This is a genomic window from Microbulbifer maximicatervae (SeqCode) (assembly GCF_052467615.1).
Window position 1 is genome coordinate 3342480 of record NZ_CP174319.1, and the last position, 16981, is coordinate 3359460.

General features: G+C 48.2%; 15 protein-coding genes. 7 read left to right on the forward strand and 8 right to left on the reverse strand.

What is annotated here, in order from left to right:
• Positions 1-94 precede the first annotated feature (94 nt).
• Genes ACJJIM_RS14785 through sdhC form a run of 4 tightly spaced genes read right to left on the reverse strand, consistent with a single transcriptional unit; the run spans position 95 to position 3331 of the window.
• Positions 95-799: a succinate dehydrogenase iron-sulfur subunit gene (locus tag ACJJIM_RS14785; protein WP_282933822.1), complete on the reverse strand. Its 705-nt coding sequence runs from the start codon at positions 797-799 to the stop codon at positions 95-97.
• A gap of 19 nt (positions 800-818) precedes the next feature.
• Entirely contained in the window at positions 819-2591 is a 1773-nt protein-coding gene (gene sdhA / locus ACJJIM_RS14790) for a succinate dehydrogenase flavoprotein subunit (RefSeq protein WP_282933823.1), read from the reverse strand.
• Between the two features lie 3 nt (positions 2592-2594).
• The gene (sdhD, locus tag ACJJIM_RS14795; RefSeq protein WP_282933824.1) at positions 2595-2963 is read right to left on the reverse strand and encodes a succinate dehydrogenase, hydrophobic membrane anchor protein; all 369 of its coding nucleotides are present in this window, start codon (positions 2961-2963) and stop codon (positions 2595-2597) included.
• On the reverse strand, positions 2957-3331 hold the full coding sequence (gene sdhC / locus ACJJIM_RS14800; RefSeq protein ID WP_282933825.1) for a succinate dehydrogenase, cytochrome b556 subunit: 375 nt from the start codon (positions 3329-3331) through the stop codon (positions 2957-2959). Before sdhC ends, sdhD begins: the two co-directional genes overlap by 7 nt.
• A 439-nt stretch (positions 3332-3770) precedes the next feature.
• Here sdhC and gltA point away from each other — a divergent pair, with 439 nt between their 5' ends.
• The 5 genes from gltA (at position 3771) to ACJJIM_RS14825 (ending at position 10344) form a co-directional block, all read left to right on the forward strand.
• Positions 3771-5060 (forward strand): citrate synthase, encoded by a 1290-nt coding sequence (gltA, locus tag ACJJIM_RS14805; RefSeq protein ID WP_413662987.1) that lies wholly within the window; start codon positions 3771-3773, stop codon positions 5058-5060.
• Positions 5061-5377: 317 nt separating this feature from the next.
• On the forward strand, positions 5378-5914 hold the full coding sequence (locus ACJJIM_RS14810; RefSeq protein ID WP_413662988.1) for a hemerythrin domain-containing protein: 537 nt from the start codon (positions 5378-5380) through the stop codon (positions 5912-5914).
• 489 nt (positions 5915-6403) lie between these two features.
• Positions 6404-8431 (forward strand): FAD-dependent oxidoreductase, encoded by a 2028-nt coding sequence (locus ACJJIM_RS14815; RefSeq protein ID WP_444911361.1) that lies wholly within the window; start codon positions 6404-6406, stop codon positions 8429-8431.
• A complete protein-coding gene (locus ACJJIM_RS14820) occupies positions 8432-9784 on the forward strand; it encodes a cytochrome c3 family protein (protein WP_444911362.1) in 1353 nt (450 codons plus the stop codon). It abuts the gene before it with no gap.
• An 11-nt stretch (positions 9785-9795) separates the two neighbouring features.
• Positions 9796-10344 (forward strand): Tll0287-like domain-containing protein, encoded by a 549-nt coding sequence (locus ACJJIM_RS14825; protein WP_282933830.1) that lies wholly within the window; start codon positions 9796-9798, stop codon positions 10342-10344.
• A 368-nt stretch (positions 10345-10712) separates the two neighbouring features.
• Here ACJJIM_RS14825 and ACJJIM_RS14830 read toward each other — a convergent pair whose 3' ends face one another.
• On the reverse strand, positions 10713-10922 hold the full coding sequence (locus ACJJIM_RS14830) for a DUF3820 family protein (protein ID WP_282933831.1): 210 nt from the start codon (positions 10920-10922) through the stop codon (positions 10713-10715).
• Between the two features lie 148 nt (positions 10923-11070).
• Here ACJJIM_RS14830 and ACJJIM_RS14835 point away from each other — a divergent pair, with 148 nt between their 5' ends.
• Positions 11071-11340: a hypothetical protein gene (locus ACJJIM_RS14835; RefSeq protein WP_108734168.1), complete on the forward strand. Its 270-nt coding sequence runs from the start codon at positions 11071-11073 to the stop codon at positions 11338-11340.
• A gap of 471 nt (positions 11341-11811) precedes the next feature.
• On the opposite strand, the gene ACJJIM_RS14840 is transcribed toward ACJJIM_RS14835, so the two are convergent.
• On the reverse strand, positions 11812-12267 hold the full coding sequence (locus tag ACJJIM_RS14840; protein WP_444911363.1) for an RrF2 family transcriptional regulator: 456 nt from the start codon (positions 12265-12267) through the stop codon (positions 11812-11814).
• 766 nt (positions 12268-13033) lie between these two features.
• Between ACJJIM_RS14840 and ACJJIM_RS14845 the strand changes: the two genes are divergently transcribed.
• On the forward strand, positions 13034-15316 hold the full coding sequence (locus ACJJIM_RS14845; RefSeq protein WP_444911364.1) for a nitric-oxide reductase large subunit: 2283 nt from the start codon (positions 13034-13036) through the stop codon (positions 15314-15316).
• 240 nt (positions 15317-15556) lie between these two features.
• Here ACJJIM_RS14845 and ACJJIM_RS14850 read toward each other — a convergent pair whose 3' ends face one another.
• Positions 15557-15742, reverse strand: a complete 186-nt coding sequence (locus ACJJIM_RS14850) for a hypothetical protein (RefSeq protein ID WP_413662993.1) — start codon at positions 15740-15742, stop codon at positions 15557-15559.
• Positions 15742-16950 carry an NAD(P)/FAD-dependent oxidoreductase gene (locus ACJJIM_RS14855; RefSeq protein WP_413662994.1) on the reverse strand — a complete coding sequence of 403 codons (1209 nt, stop codon included), beginning with the start codon at positions 16948-16950 and terminating at the stop codon, positions 15742-15744. The genes ACJJIM_RS14850 and ACJJIM_RS14855 overlap by 1 nt, the downstream gene beginning before the upstream one ends.
• Positions 16951-16981 lie beyond the last annotated feature (31 nt).

Below are 16981 nucleotides of genomic sequence, written 5' to 3' on the forward strand. Positions count from 1 at the left end.
AGAACCGGCTTTTTGTCGTTTGCTTGGCACCCTACCTGGCACCGGGTTCGCAGAGCGCGAACCCCAGCGGGCCGATAACCGGCCGCAGCATCCCCTACACGGCGCGGGTCAGCAGCATATTGCGGATATGGCCGATCGCGCGCGTCGGATTCAGTCCTTTCGGGCAAACATTGACACAGTTTTGAATACCGTGACAACGAAATACACTGAAGGGGTCATCCAGATTTGACAGGCGCTCATCAGTAGCCAGGTCGCGGCTATCTGCCAGGAAGCGGTAAGCCTGCAACAAACCAGCTGGGCCAATAAACTTGTCCGGATTCCACCAGAAAGACGGACAGGAAGTGGAGCAGCAGGCGCACAGGATACACTCGTACAGACCGTCGAGCTTTTCGCGATCTTCCGGAGACTGCAGACGCTCGATGGCCGGAGCCGGAGTATCGTTTTGCAGGTACGGTTCAATCTTCTTGTACTGCTCGTAGAACTGCTCCATATCCACAACCAAGTCGCGGATAACAGGCAGGCCCGGCAGCGGACGCAGAACCAGTTTACCCTTGGGGGCAGCTTCAGACAGTGGCGTAGTGCACGCCAGACCATTGCGACCGGAAATGTTCATACCGTCGGAGCCACAAACGCCCTCACGGCAGGAACGACGGAAAGACAAGGTCTGATCTTCGGCTTTCAGCAGCTCCAGAACGTCCAACACCATCAGGTCCTTGCCCTTGGTGTCCAGTTCATAGTCCTGCATATAAGGCGCTTTGTCGGTTTCCGGGTTGTAACGGTAAATGCTTACTTTCAACATACTCTATTCCGCTCCCGAATCAGTAAGTCCGAGCTTTCGGTTCAAAGGCTTCCATAGTGTTAGGCGCGAAGTTTACTGCACGCTTGCCAACACGTTTTTCCGTGGGGAAATACATAGAGTGGCACAGCCAGTTTTCATCATCGCGCTCCTGGAAGTCCTCACGGGCGTGAGCACCGCGGCTCTCAGTGCGGGTCTCTGCAGCAACTGCAGTGGCCTCGGCAACTTCCAGTAAGTTTTGCAGCTCCAGCGCTTCAACACGGGCGGTGTTAAACGCGCGGCTCTTGTCTTCGAGGCGCACATTTTCAATACGCTCGCGCAGATCTGCAAGCTTCTTCACACCTTCGGCCATAAAGTCGCCGCGACGGAATACGCCGAAGTGGTTCTGCATCACGCCCTGCAGCTCTTTGCGCAGGTCGGCAGCCTTCTCACCCTTCTCATTGGTTTCCAGGTGATTCAAGCGAGCCATAGCGGCTTCGAGATCAGACTCGGAAGCTTCGCGGTGCTCGATACCTTCGCGCAGGGACTTCTCAATAAACAGGCCGGAAGCGCGACCGAATACCACCAGGTCCAGCAGGGAGTTACCGCCTAAGCGGTTGGCTCCGTGTACGGACACACAGGCAACTTCGCCACAGGCGTAGAAGCCATCAACAATCTGGTCGTTACCCGCAGCGTCCTGGGTCAGAGCCTGACCGTGAACGTTGGTGGGAATACCACCCATCATATAGTGACAGGTAGGTACTACCGGGATCGGCACCTTAACTGGGTCGGCGTGGGCGAAGGTCTTGGACAGCTCACAGATACCGGGCAGACGGCTGTTGAGCAGCTCTTCACCCAGGTGATCAAGCTTCAGGAATACGTGATCGCCTTCCGGGCCACAGCCGCGGCCGTCGAGAATCTCGAGAACCATAGAGCGAGCCACAACGTCGCGGGAAGCGAGGTCTTTGGCGTTGGGCGCATAGCGCTCCATAAAACGCTCACCATCTTTATTGATCAGGTAGCCACCCTCACCGCGACAACCTTCGGTCACGAGTACACCGGCACCGTAAATACCAGTGGGGTGGAACTGCCACATCTCAATATCCTGGACCGGCATACCGGCACGCAGGGCCATACCGACACCGTCACCGGTATTGATGTGTGCGTTGGTGGTGGAAGCGAAGATACGACCGGCACCGCCGGTAGCGAATACAGTCGCTTTGGATTTGATATAAACCACTTCGCCATCTTCGATGCACATGGCGATCACACCCACAACAGCACCGTCCTGGTTCTTCACCAGGTCAATCGCAAACCATTCGTTCAGGAATTCGGTTTTGTGCTTAACGTTGTTTTGATAGAGGGTGTGCAGCAGTGCATGGCCGGTACGGTCAGCGGCAGCACAAGTACGTGCAGCCTGGCCACCGCGGCCGAAATCTTTAGACTGACCGCCGAAGGGGCGCTGATAAATACGACCTTCCTCAGTACGGGAGAAAGGCAGGCCCATGTGCTCCAGCTCAAATACCGCTTCCGGACCTACGGAACACATATATTCAATAGCGTCCTGGTCACCGATATAGTCGGAACCCTTAACGGTATCGTACATATGCCAGCGCCAATCATCGTTGGGATCTGAACTGGCAATTGCACAGGTAATGCCACCCTGGGCAGATACTGTGTGAGAACGAGTCGGGAATACCTTGGTAATAACCGCAGTTTTATAGCCGGACTGGGCCATCTGCAGGGCAGCGCGCATACCGGCACCGCCTCCACCAATTACAATCCCGTCAAATGAAATAGTACGCATGTTCGCCATTGCTTATACACCCCAAAGAATTTCAATGCCCCACACCGCGTACAACACGGCAACGGCAGCCAGAATCACTTCTACGAACAAGCGCAGAACAGTGGCTTTACCGCCCATCATCCGGTTGGTGATGTAGTCAGTTACCACGGACCAGAGGCCAATCCAGGCGTGAATAATGGTGGACAGCAAGGCAACCAGGCTGAAAACACGCATCCAGCGCTGGGCGAACAGTTCGGACCAGGCCTGGTAGCCGAAGTCTTTACTAAAAAAGATAAAACCCACTATAAAGAGGGTATAGGCGAGCAATATTACCGCAGTGACTCTCTGGTAGAGCCAATCGAAAGTACCGCTACGGCCAAAGCTTGTTACTGTTTTTACCACAACCATACTCCCGCCAGAAGAATAAGGATTACAGCCAGCACCAGCACTGACACAGCGCTGCGACGGCCGCCTTCGAGACTTTCACCTACTCCCATATCCATAAACAGATGACGAACACCTGCCAGAATGTGATAAATAAGTGCCGCCAGCGATGCCCAGAGAATGAGCTTGGCAGGGATACTGTTAAATACCGCTGCAATTTCGGCGAATCCCTGCTCGGATTCCAAACTGACATCGAGCATCCACAGTAGTAGTGCAACAACAACGAAGAGCACTACACCGGAAATACGATGCAAAATGGAAACCACAGCGGTAGCGGGAAGCTTTATAGTGGAAATGTCTAAATTGACAGGTCTGTTTTTGTTCACAGGAAAAACACCTTGTTGCCCTGAACGACCGGGCGCCCGTTAGCTTTTCAATGGAGGGACGAGCTGCTTGCTGATTACTTTGCACTCGACCTGATGAAGCCTTATACAAAGTAGCCGTACCATGGCGCAAGCCGCGCGGATTATAGGCATTCACTAGTCAAAACACAACGAACGCCTGCGATTACGCCGGGTTCCCACCAGTATCGCGTAGTAAATCGGGAATCGCGGGATTTCCTCAGACTTTCCTGTGCATTATCTAGACAAATACTCTACGAGTATGGAGCGGAACCGGATATCCTGTCGCCAATAGACTGGTCGTCCATTCCTTTTGGTTTGACAATTTGCGGCGCGGCACTTAAGTTTGGCCCCGCTCAAAAGGCCGCTAGCTCCCGAAAACAGCGGGAAAAGGCCGGCATAAGAACATTTTTAGGAGTCCGCAATGTCCGATAAAAAAGCGCACCTCACAGTCGATGGTATCGACGGCGCCCTTGAGATGCCAGTTCGCTCCGGCACCCTCGGCCCCGATGTTATTGATGTCGGCGGTCTGACCAGTAAAGGCTTATTTACTTACGACCCGGGCTTCGTATCTACCGCCTCATGTGATTCCAAGATCACCTTTATTGATGGCGGCAAGGGCCAACTGCTGCACCGCGGCTACCCCATCGAGCAACTGGCAGAAAAATCCGATTACCTGGAAACCTGCTACCTGCTGATGAATGGCGAACTGCCCAACGCAGAAGAAAAGAAGAAGTATGTAGACACCATTATGTCTCACACCATGGTTCACGAATCCCTGGTGAGCTTCTTTAAAGGCTTCCGTTACGATGCCCACCCAATGGCGATGATGTGTGGCGTAGTCGGTGCCCTCGCTTCCTTCTATCACGACTCCCTGGATATCACTAATCCGGAGCACCGCGAGATTTCCGCCCACCGCCTGATTGCCAAGATGCCAACCCTGGCAGCGATGTGCTACAAGCACTCCCAGGGCATGCCCTTCATGTACCCGGACAATAGCCGCAGCTATTCCGAGAACTTCCTGCACATGATGTTTGGCAACCCCTGCGAGCCCAGCAAGATAGACCCGGTTGTCGCCAAGGCAATGGACATCATCTTCCTGCTACACGCAGACCACGAGCAGAATGCGTCCACCTCCACTGTTCGCCTGGCTGGCTCTTCTGGTGCCAATCCGTTCGCCTGTATTTCTTCCGGCATTGCCACTTTGTGGGGACCCGCTCACGGCGGTGCCAATGAAGCGGTATTGAACATGCTGCAGGAAATTGGCGACGAAAGCCGTATCGACGAATTCGTGAAGCGCGCCAAAGATAAGAATGACCCCTTCCGCCTGATGGGCTTTGGTCACCGCGTCTACAAGAACTTCGATCCTCGCTCCCGCGTAATGCAGGGCATCTGTGATGAAGTTTTGGGCGCCATGGGTGCAGAAAATGATCCTCTGCTGAAGATCGCCAAGAAGCTGGAGAAAATCGCCCTTGAGGACGATTACTTCGTAGAGAAGAAACTCTACCCGAACGTAGATTTCTACTCCGGCATTATTATGAAGGCTATCGGTATCCCCACCGATATGTTCACCGTAATTTTCGCCACCGGCCGTACTTCAGGCTGGATTGCACACTGGAATGAAATGATTTCCAATCCGTACAAAATTGGTCGTCCTCGCCAGCTGTATACCGGCTACCCTCAGCGCGATTATGTACCGCTCGAGCAACGCTAAGCTCAAAGCAATTTAAAAAACCCGGCTATGCCGGGTTTTTTATTAATTAGATATTTAAATTTATTTTGATTCCACTGGCGATAATCAACTGAATTTCGATAAAAATTAAAAAGCAAAGACCTAAAATGTGACACAAGTCCCACTTTGAAAATTTTGCTTTACTCGCCCCTTCCATAACAGTTAAACCAACTGTCATCCAATGTAAAATCCGCCACGCCCGCCGGGACCCAAATAGCTTTGCTTTCTTTAAGTTACCCCCAACTTCGCGGCGCGATCAGACCTAATAACAAACCTTTAAATTTACTGAGACTAAATTCATGCTTAGTTTTATTTCTGGAATGTTCCGAAGTAACAAAACAGAAGACGCGGCGGACCTTGAGGAAAAATATACTCGCAGCTCTTATGCAGGAGCTAAAGGTGCCCGCACAATCTCTTACGATCCCACTCTAATTAAAGCCCTTGAAGACGATCACCGCACCTTGATCAGTATTTTTCAGCGCATGTGGTCAGAGGGTTATGAGAAGCAGAACTACCGCCAGCTGTCGCAGCTACTGACCCAATTTAAATCTGGCTTCCAGGCCCATCTAATCAAAGAAAATGTACGTTTTTACGTATACCTGGAGCAAGCACTGGCTGGCGATGCCCACACACTGCAAGTAGTTAAAGATTTCCGCACCGATATGAATGAAATTGCAAATGCTGTTGTGCAATTTTGCAAGCGCTATAACCACGAAGCCTTCACTCCTGAAATGGTTCGCGACTTCAAAATGGATTATCAGAAAATCGGTGAAGCACTAACTCGTCGTACTGCCCTAGAAGAAAAAGAACTCTACGTCCTTTACCAACCCTCCTAAAAGCAACGTTTAGTTTTTTTATCAGGAGTAGTGAGATATTTAACCTAGGAATGCCGATAAGAAACAAATCTTTACAATAGGCATACTATTTTACAGTCCGCAGCCCACAAGGACGGGGCCGCATATTTTTTGGCCGCTCAGCGGTCACAAAGTAACTGGAAAGCACTCCCCTCACCCCGCCAATTTTTCACAGCCAAATTAAATTTAAGCACTGAATTTGGGCAAGATACATTTAGCCCCCCAAAAAAACTGTGCGCATCAGTTAAATCCAGCCTTATTTTCCGACCTGACCTTACTTTACACCCAATTCTCTATCGTCATGTTCTAATCGGTACTAGACGTTTATTTAATTTTGTTTAAACATATAGGGATTAGAATTCAAAAAAACACCAAAGAGTGGGATATTAGTCTAAGAAAATTAGCAGGCCATCTGGCAGACAAATTAAAAATACAAAGACTAATAGAAAATCAAAGCAGTCGGGGGGAGGTATGACTGAGCTAGACGACACACTTGTCGAGCAATTACCAAGCGGCATCCACACTAATGATAACAGTTACCCAATTTATGTAATTATCGGTACTGGTCCGGTGGGTGTGCGTTGCGCACAAAAATTATTAGAATTCTGTGATGAAGCTCAAATTGTTATCTATGGAGCAGAAACAGAGTCTCCCTACAACCGGGTTAAACTTTCTCAATATCTATCAAGCCATGTAGAGTTGGAGGAGCTTGATAACCCTATTCTCAGTCAAAGTGACCACCGCCTGGCAGAATATATTGACCGTAAAATAGTCTCTATTGATCGCTCCCAAAAAACAGTCACCGATGCTGCAGGGAATATACAACCTTATTCCAAGCTAATAATAGCGACTGGATCAAATCCTATTATTCCGAAGATTCCGGGTGCGGATCTGCCTGGTGTTTACCCTTTTCGAAGTCTGCGTAACACCAATGATTTACTTGAGTTAAGGGAGCAGAATGCAGACATCTGTGTTATCGGTGCTGGTGCTCTGGGCCTTGAAGCTGCAACCGCGTTAAAAACACCTAAAAACAACATCACTTTACAATCCAGAGGACACTTACTCAGCGGGCTCCTGGGTGAAGAAGGAGAGGAGTTCCTAAAGTCCGCACTCACTGCACTGGGTGTAGAGTTAAAAATTTCGGACTCCCTAACATCCATTGAAGAGAGCGATAGCAAGCGCCTACTCACTTTTGAAAGTGGCGAAAAAATTCCCGTCGACGCTATCGTGTTGTGCACAGGGATTAAGCCGGAAATTAGCCTGGCCGAACAGAGCGGACTTTCAACTAAACGCGGAATCGTAGTCAATGAATGGATGCAAACTTCCGACCCGGATATTTACGCCGTAGGCGAGTGCGCTGAGTTTGACAAGAAAGTCTACCAATTGGTCCGACCGGGCTATGAACAAGCTGAAAGCTGCTGCTCACATATTCGTCGCAACCATAGCGGTAAATCTCTCTCGCAGCCCTACTCCGGCACTTATACCGATATTCAGCTGAAAATTGCCCATATTCCCTGCGGAATAATGGGAGAGGTAACCCCGGAAAACCTCAATCAGCAAGAGGGCGTTGAGAGCCATGTCTATCGCAATCGCTTTAAGGGGATCTATAGACGCTTATTTATCAAAGGCGAATACATCGTTGGGGCCATTTATATTGGCAGCTGGGATGAAGCCAATGAATTACGCCAGACCGTAGCACAGGAGCAAAAAATCTCTCTGCGCACACTGAAAGACTTTGAAAGCGAAGGGCGAGTTTTTGCCAAAAAAAGCGGCAATAGCATTAAAGATTTTCCCGATAGTTATCTGGTCTGCCAGTGCAACTCTGTCACCAAAGGGGAATTATGCAAGGCTATTTCCGCTGGGAAGCGCAATTTAAACGAATTGCAACAAGCGACAACAGCCGGGTCTGTTTGCGGTAGTTGCCGCCCGCTAATGGCTGAGCTTCTGGATGTGCCAGCTCCCAACTTGGTAATGCGACACTCCAAGGGGATATTGATAACTTCTGTTCTGTCATTAATCCTGATAGCCCTGGCTTTCCTGATGCCGCCAGCTCCAGTTTCCTCCTCAGTGCAGACTGCACTTTTTTGGGAAAAGCTCTGGTACGACAATTTTTGGAAGCAGGTTACGGGCTATACCATTCTCGCTATGTGCCTGTTTACTGCCGCTCTCAGTATCAGGAAACGTTGGAATAAACTTAGCCTTGGGCATGTCGATCACTGGCGCTATGCACACAGCGTTACAGGTTTAATCGCTCTACTTGCACTCGCTGTACATTCAGGCTTCCGCCTTGGTGAAAACCTGAATTTAGCATTGATGCTGGTATTTCTAACTGCAACCGCAACTGGTTCTCTCGTCGGCGTTTTTATGGCGCGCAACCACCATTGGACTGACCTGAAACTTCGCGAACACCGAAAATGGTGGTCCCGAGTTCACTATGCCCTGCTCTGGGCCTTACCGGTCCTTCTCGCCTACCATATTTTTGCGGTTTATTACTTCTAGATGAAATCATATCAATTTAAATTCTGGCATTACGGTGTATTGCTAACGCTGGCTATCGGCTCTGCGGTGGCATACAACCTTAACGTTGACGATAAATCTCTATTTATCAGTGGAGATGCCACGCACGGTCACCATCAAATTGAGCTGGCTTGTACTTCCTGCCATACCGATGGCTTTGCCGGTGAGGATGCTGTTCAGCAAGCTTGCCTGAATTGCCATGCGGAAGAACTGGAGCTTGTAGACGACTCACACCCCCGGCAGAAATTTTTAGATCCGCGCAATGCTGTACTTCTGGAGACTCTTGACGCCCGGCTATGTGTAAGTTGTCACACTGAGCACAAACCACAAATCACCGGAGAGATGGGAGTAACCCTGGCGGGCGACTTTTGCTTTCACTGCCACAGCGATATTGCCGAAGAGCGCAGTAGTCACAAAGACCTGGGATTTGAAACCTGCGCAAGTGCGGGCTGCCACAACTATCACGATAATGGCTCCCTCTATGAAGACTTCCTTATCGCCCATGTTGATCAACCTGATCTATTGGAAACTGCAAAGCTTCCCGCTCGTACAGCAGTTCAGTCCTGGCTAAATGAGCATTCAGATAAAGCCCCTTTAAAAGTTAGCGAAGCAGACATTAGTAGCTCTAGCCAGACTGCAGAAATCGCAACGGTCTGGGCACAGAGTATTCACGCACAAACAGAGGTGAACTGCAGCAGCTGTCACGTCGATGGGCAAATGCAATTCAGTAGTGTTGAGATTGTCGAGCAATGTGCTAGTTGCCACAGCGATCAAAAAGAATCCTTCACTCAAGGAAAACATGGAATGCGCATGTCCAACAAGCTGGAAGAGGGCTTTATCCAGCAGGTCGGCGCCATCTCCCCACAACAGGCCCGCCTTCCCATGAATACCAGCGCAACGGATGAATTGAGCTGTGTTAGTTGTCACGGGCCCCATGAAGTAAATCTGCAATTTGCCGCTGTAGAGGCTTGCCTGGGTTGCCACAGTGATGAGCACAGTCTCTCTTACAAAGAGTCCCCTCACTTCGATACCTGGAATTCAAACCCAGAGGGTGGCGTAAGCTGTGCCAGCTGCCATTTACCACGGGAAACCCATGGCGAACAGGTTGTAGTTAACCATAATCAAAATCATAACCTTCGCCCCAATGAAAAAATGATGCCCGTTTGCCTGAGCTGTCATGGAGCCGAATTCTCCCTGGCTGCCCTGGCTGACAAAACTCTGATTAACAATAATTTCAAGCATAAACCCGCAGAGAAGCATGAAACCTTCGAGCTGATCCGCGAGCGTATTGCAAGGATTACCAAAAGCAAAAACAAGCAAAATCAATCCCAATAGGAGGGGAAAATATGCGTATTGCCGCTTGTATTATCGCTGGACTGGCACTGCTCACCGGCTGTGAGAAAAACCAGGGAGTTGCTCCGGAGCGAATGGCGGATGCCATCTTTGCCGTTATCGAGGCAGACAGGGCCAACTACACCAACAAGGTTGTAAACCGCCTGCAGAACGAGGAGAAAATCCTCGACGCTGATGAGCACTGGCAAGATAAGAAATTGCTACCACTCCCCGCGCAGATGATGCGTATGGGAGCTGAGCGTGTTGCCGAAAATGAGTCTGGCTTTAACTATGCCCTGCTCTCCCTGTGGCCAATCAACAAGCAAAACAAACCGCGCACTGAGATGGAAAAAGAGGGCTTGCAGTACGTAATCGACAACCCAGGGAAAAACTTTTACGGCCGCGAAAAACTAGGTGATACCGAGTACTTCACTGCAGTATATGCGGATGTAGGTGTTTCACCTGCTTGCGTGAGCTGTCACAACGATCACGTAGACAGCCCGCGCACTGACTTTGAGCTGGGCCACACTATGGGTGGTGTTGTTATCCGAATCCCACTCTGATCAGTTAGTCAGTAGATAGCTACGTCCGACTTTCGAGTCGGGCAACTCTCTCACAAAATATTGCCGGCGGATATTAGTCGGTGAGAACTGAGTTTAGAATAATTTAAAAGAGTGGCGGCCGAATTCGTTTCGACCGCTCCCTCTTTTAAGCTGACTGGCTCTACTCCCGCTACTACCTCGCTGAAATCATTCAGACCAGTGGTTACCCGCTGTGGGCCTATTTCCGGGTCAGTCCAGTCTCCATTACGGCCCGCTTTTTCTTGGGCTTCGCTCCGCAAAGCACACCTAGGCATTACTATATTAATGTCAAAGTCCCGCAGAGCAAACCGACCAAGGTGATTGCAATACTGGGAAAACCTGCTAAAAGGTCAGCGCAGTGGATCAATAAGCCCCTGCAATCCCTCTACTTTTATCTCCAGGGCTAATGCCATCAACTGTCCTAGACGCCCCTCTGGAAACCCCTTTTTTGCGAACCAAAGCAGGTACTCCTCAGGCAAATCTATTAAAACCCGGCCCGAGTATTTTCCAAATGGCATTTTGAGTCGAGCCAGTTCTACCAAGTCTTGTTTTTCGAACACCTTAACAACCACCTAAATATCGACAAAAAAAGGGAATGAAACTCCCAATTTGGATTTGTTGCCAGTGCATGCGGACTCTACACTGGCTCCGAAATAGTCGGCCTGCGCCGATTCTTTATACCTCAACCTTCCAGTAACAGAGGTGTCTATGCGTATCAAAGCTATCAAATATCTCAGCTTGGCCGCAGTATTGACTGCAAGCCTTGGAGGTACGGGCTGCGCCAATATGAGTGATACCGACCGCCGAATCGGCACCGGCGTCGGTATAGGCGCAGTAACAGGTGCCTTGATTAGTGGCGGACGCCCCGGTGGCACTGCCGCAGGTGCGGTTATTGGTGCAGGTGCAGGCTACCTCTATGATAGGGAAAGAAAGCGCAGAGATTACTATCGTTATCGCGGTCGCTACTATCGTTATTAATTCGCTGCTGTTTTTAAGTTTTTAATCAGTATGTTGCGGGTATCATTGTACTTCGATACTCGCACTACTGAGGCAGGCAGGGAAGCCGACTCCCAATTAAACTGGTTTCTATAAGACAAAATTGACACAATCCTCGCTTTCGTTTTACCACAGCATTCATAACGATATTCAGTAACCATCTCTCAGATAAAGGCATTGCGCTTGAGCAGGAGCAATAAATTTGTGCTGAGTATTTCCTTACTCCAGGAAGCATTCCCAATACCCCCTAAAACCTAAAAGTCAGACCAACGTGCATTGGGTGGCTACCTGATATAGGGTGAGAGGAAATTGAAGATAGGCTTTTCACCTGGCGGAAAACAAAGCCCTTTATGTAATAAGGGCCCTGGAGTATGAATCTTCCAGGTTTTAAATAGAAAACTGTACTTTTTCTCCCTCAAGCAAATATAAGATGAGCCTAACCTAGGGACCTTGCTACGCCCTCTCAATTTTCGCAGGAAAAGCTAGTATATTGATAAGGTCAGTCTGATTCGGGCCGGATACCAGGTCTTCCAAGGTGTATTGCTCCAAACAAATAAAAAAACTTTCCATAGCCTCGGCGAACATTATCTTCAACCTACACGCAGGAGTTATGACACATTGATTATTTGTCCCAAAGCATTCTACTAACACGGTATCTTGCTCCAATAATCGAACTAACTCTCCAACATTAATGTCTTCAGGAGCTCGGCTTAGCCGAATGCCACCATATTTACCCCGGGTTGCAATCAAGTAGCCTTTGAGATTCAACTCTTGTACCACCTTCATTAGGTGGTTTTTAGATATTTGGTAGCGCTCAGCAACTTCTCTGATGGTTACTAACTCTCGATCCTGTATAGCAAGGTACATCAACACTCGCAAAGAGTAGTCAGTAAATTGCGTGATCTTCATTGGCAAAGTCCCTCATTGTGAAGCCAAGAATTTTCATCCCTTGAAAATTTAAAGATGCATCTAGTTTACATCATTGAAATTTAGGTGTAAATTGCCATGCAAAAGATGCATCTTATATGCATGTATAGATAAAGGGGTAGAGAATGCTCAGTCTCAAATGCTCGTTCAACCTAGCCCTTAGGCTACGGTTACAGCCGAATGTGCTATTCATGACTGACCCAAAAGCTATTAGAGGCGATTCGAGCGAAAGCGCCCTGATTTCAGAGGCTGCTTTCCTGAATTTAAGGCCGCCAATTAATTCAAGAGGCCAAGCAATGAACATCGACATGTTCGCTTACGGAAACTCTGCCTAGGGGCGGCAGGTTAACAACGATTATTGGCCACTTTTTATTACCCAAATACAAGGTATCGGTCACCTAAAAATCAATGTATTACACGACCAAACATTATTTTGAGAAGCCCATTCTCAATTTGATTTATTCAAGCAACACAAGGAAAAGGAGAGTTTATGTTTTTTCTGTTGCAAGTTAACGCCTCTACTGGAGGTCAACCTCATGAGTTCAACACAGCTAAGCAAGAATGCGAAGAGTCAAGCTTAAAACCTATTAACACTCAATCAGGCATCATAAATCCACTCCGAATAATTACAGACACCCGATGTTTACGATGTTTTGTTTTACAAGCAGCCTAGGGGGATATACGAAAATTAATAGTTTAAATAGCATATTGCTAAAAAAGCCAATTTATATTGGCAAGGATAATTCTGATGAGAACTTACAAATCTCTTTGGTGGACATTGATCGGCGTTTTAGTTGTAACCTTTTCAATACTCGGATATTTTGGCAGTGAAATATATCGGAAGGCACCCCCGATACCTGAGGCATTTGTCTCAGAAAATGGCAAAATACTGACCACTAAAGATAAAATTTTAGATGGCCAAACTTCTTGGCAATCCGTTGGAGGAATGCAACTGGGATCTATTTGGGGGCATGGTGCCTACCAGGCCCCAGACTGGACCGCTGATTGGTTACATCGAGAGCTAATTAATTGGTTATCAATAGCGTCAAAAGCGGAATTTGGTCTCCCATATGAATCTTTATCCAAAAGGGAAAAACACAAACTTCTCTATGATCTTAAATTAGATTATAGAACCAACACCTATAGCAGCGAATCTGGAATTGCCACTTTATCTAAGCGAAGAGTCACAGCTATAGAGCAAACCGCAAAATATTATGATGCACTTTTTGGAGGTGACCCCGCTTTACAGCCAACCCGCGCAAATTACGCAATGAAAGAGGTTACACTGCCCGATGCGGATCGCCGAGCGCGACTTACTGAGTTCTTCTTTTGGACATCCTGGGTAGCTTCAACCGAGCGTTCAACAGGTGGCGCAACCTACACTAACAATTGGCCCCACGAACCATTAATTGATAATAAGCCAACTAGCGAAAATATTATTTGGTCTATTATTAGCGTGGTCTTATTGATTGCCGGTATTGGCGCCCTAGTTTGGGCATGGGCGTTCCTACGCACTGAAGACAAACACCCTACTGCCCCCAAGCAAGATCCAATCAGCACCTTCAAATTAACCCCCTCACAGAAAGCTCTTGGAAAATACTTACTAGCTATAGTAGGACTATTTACTTTCCAAGTTTTCTTGGGTGGTTTTACTGCCCACTATACTGTCGAAGGACAAGGGTTCTATGGGATAGAAACATCGGAGTGGTTTCCATACAGCCTGGTACGCACCTGGCATATACAGGCTGCTCTATTTTGGATAGCTACAGGATTTTTAGCTGCCGGACTATTTCTTGCTCCAATTATCAACGGTGGTAAAGATCCTAAGTTCCAAAAACTTGGTGTTGATATATTGTTTTGGGCATTAATAGCAGTCGTTATTGGATCATTTGTCGGCAATTATCTAGCCATTGCGCAAACTCTGCCACCAGAACTCAGCTTTTGGCTAGGTCATCAAGGATATGAATTTGTAGATCTTGGCAGACTATGGCAAATCGGTAAATTTACCGGCATCGTATTATGGTTGGCATTAATGCTGCGCGGCATTGTTCCAGCATTAAAGCAAAAAGGTGATAAAAACCTGCTAGCCCTGTTTACTGCCTCCGTAATTGCCATAGGATTGTTTTATGGTGCAGGCTTCTTTTATGGCGAGCGCACACACATATCGGTCATGGAGTTTTGGCGCTGGTGGATAGTGCACTTATGGGTAGAAGGTTTCTTTGAAGTTTTTGCTACAACTGCGCTTGCATTTATCTTCTTCAGTATGGGCCTTGTATCTAAACGCATGGCTACTGTGACTTCTCTAGCATCAGCGTCATTATTTCTACTAGGGGGGGTACCGGGAACTTTTCACCACCTATATTTCTCAGGGACGACAACACCAGTTATGGCGGTAGGGGCCACATTTAGTGCGCTCGAAGTGGTCCCACTTATCTTATTGGGTTATGAAGCCTGGGATCACTATAGCTTAAAAAATCGTGCACCCTGGATGGTAAAAATCAAATGGCCTTTGATGTTTTTTGTGGCTGTTGCTTTCTGGAATATGTTAGGAGCAGGCGTACTTGGCTTTACCATTAACCCACCGATAGCGTTATATTATCTTCAGGGCTTAAATACCACGGCCACACATGCCCATGGTGCATTGTTTGGAGTATATGGGTTCTTGGCATTGGGCTTTAGTTTACTCGTTCTTAGATATATTCGTCCCCAGTTTATATTTAGCGAGAAATTAATGAGAACGGCATTCTGGTGGATGAATATAGGTTTGGCTTTAATGTTGTTCACCAGCCTTTTACCTGTCGGTATTATCCAGTTTATGGCGAGCGCTTCAGAAGGCCTTTGGTATGCCCGCAGTGAAACCCTAATGCAAAGTGGAGCGCTAGTTACTCTAAGATGGATACGAACTATTGGTGATGTGGTGTTTATCGTCGGTGCACTGGCTACCACATGGCAAGTAACACAAGGTGTGCTGAACCTAAAGAGGCACAGTTCAGTAGACTATCTATCAGGGCAAACCAAATCAGTTTCTTAATCTACTTATAAACCTATGCAACGTTACTGCGTAACTCAACAGTAACGTTGCATTATTTGCTAACCCCATAATCATAGATGGGCGAATTATAGAAATTCCTGAGACCCCAAAATATCTTTTCGCAGTAATCACCCGTATTAGAGATGTTAAATTTTAACAATTCTCTTAGTAGGGGAAAGTAAATTACCGAATTTTTAATTGAGCCGACCTATGAATATCGGACTTGGCGGGAGTGAAAATTTACAAGTGTTTAATTTTTGTTTTTCCACAGCGTTCACAGCGATATTCAGTAACCAACTTTCCCTGCTTTACGTCAAACTTGCGCTCGGTGACCACTTTCCATTTATGAAAGCCTTCCCTGCAAAGGGTGCTGCCCTTGTGCTTTTGCCAAGCGGTTTTTCTTTTGAAAGGAATAACATCTCCCATTAAGCCACCTCTCCTGCGGCATGACCTGAAGCCCAAGCCCATTGAAAATTAAACCCACCGAGCCAGCCGGTTACGTCGAGAACCTCGCCAATAAAATAAAGCCCCTGCCGGGTTTTACATTCCATAGTACGGGAAGAGACCTGTGCAGTATCGACTCCACCTAATGTTACCTCAGCAGTGCGATAACCCTCAGTGCCCGCCGGTACCAATTTCCAGCTTTGTAACTTTTCCCCGGCTTGCTGTAATTCCCCCTCCCCAAACTGTTTTAGGGGGCGGCTGGTAATTTGCGCTCGCTGCAGGAAAAACTGTACTAACTTTTTGCTCCAAACCTCAGCCAAAACGCTGTGCAAGTGGCTATCCGGGCTCTGATGTCGGCGCAGCGGTAACCACTTTGCCAGATTTTTCTCTGGAGCCAAGTCAAATATTACCGTTTGACCTTCTCGCCAGTGGCTGGAAACTTGCAAAACCGCTGGCCCACTCAGCCCCCTGTGAGTGAACAGCATCTGCTCCTGGAAACTACCTTCAGCGCAAGAAGCGGTCACTGATAGAGAGGTGCCGGGCAGGGTACCCTGACGCTCTAATTGCCGTTTATGCTGGGTGAATGGCACTAGCGCTGCTCGAGTTGGGACTACATCAAGCCCAAACTGCTTAGCGATCTCATATCCAAACCCGCTCGCCCCCATGGTGGGAATAGAAAGGCCTCCAGTAGCCACGACCAAGGATTCACAGGTAACCGTCCCCATACTGGTTTCGACCTTATACCCCTGCCCCAAAGCTCGAATTTGAGTAATGCTACAGCGCGTGCGGATCTGTGCCTTAGCCGCACGGCATTCCGCTAGTAACAAGTCGACAATATCCCTTGATTTATTGTCGCAAAAGAGCTGACCGAGAGTTTTTTCGTGATAGGCAACCCCGTGCTTTTCCACCAATGCAATAAAGTCCCACTGGCTATAGCGAGCCAAGGCGGACTTACAGAAATGGGGGTTGTTACTGTAGAAGTTCTCTGCACTGGTGTAGAGATTGGTAAAGTTGCAACGGCCACCACCAGACATCAGGATTTTCTTTCCGACTTTGTTGGCGTGGTCCAGGACCAACACGTTGCGCCCGCGCTGGCCCGCTGTAGCCGCGCACATTAGTCCAGCTGCCCCAGCGCCAATGACCAATACATCGACGCTTTCAGGTAGCTGGCTGGTAGAAACCTCTGTCATAGGTAGGAAATAGTACTGCAGTAAGACCGGT

Coding starts and splice junctions, on each gene's coding strand:
- ACJJIM_RS14785 (WP_282933822.1), bottom strand. CDS start 799: ATGTTGAAAGTAAGCATTTACCGTTACAACCCGGAAACCGACAAAGCG.
- sdhA (WP_282933823.1), bottom strand. CDS start 2,591: ATGGCGAACATGCGTACTATTTCATTTGACGGGATTGTAATTGGTGGA.
- gltA (WP_413662987.1), top strand. CDS start 3,771: ATGTCCGATAAAAAAGCGCACCTCACAGTCGATGGTATCGACGGCGCC.
- ACJJIM_RS14810 (WP_413662988.1), top strand. CDS start 5,378: ATGCTTAGTTTTATTTCTGGAATGTTCCGAAGTAACAAAACAGAAGAC.
- ACJJIM_RS14815 (WP_444911361.1), top strand. CDS start 6,404: ATGACTGAGCTAGACGACACACTTGTCGAGCAATTACCAAGCGGCATC.
- ACJJIM_RS14820 (WP_444911362.1), top strand. CDS start 8,432: ATGAAATCATATCAATTTAAATTCTGGCATTACGGTGTATTGCTAACG.
- ACJJIM_RS14825 (WP_282933830.1), top strand. CDS start 9,796: ATGCGTATTGCCGCTTGTATTATCGCTGGACTGGCACTGCTCACCGGC.
- ACJJIM_RS14835 (WP_108734168.1), top strand. CDS start 11,071: ATGCGTATCAAAGCTATCAAATATCTCAGCTTGGCCGCAGTATTGACT.
- ACJJIM_RS14840 (WP_444911363.1), bottom strand. CDS start 12,267: ATGAAGATCACGCAATTTACTGACTACTCTTTGCGAGTGTTGATGTAC.
- ACJJIM_RS14845 (WP_444911364.1), top strand. CDS start 13,034: ATGAGAACTTACAAATCTCTTTGGTGGACATTGATCGGCGTTTTAGTT.
- ACJJIM_RS14850 (WP_413662993.1), bottom strand. CDS start 15,742: ATGGGAGATGTTATTCCTTTCAAAAGAAAAACCGCTTGGCAAAAGCAC.
- ACJJIM_RS14855 (WP_413662994.1), bottom strand. CDS start 16,950: ATGACAGAGGTTTCTACCAGCCAGCTACCTGAAAGCGTCGATGTATTG.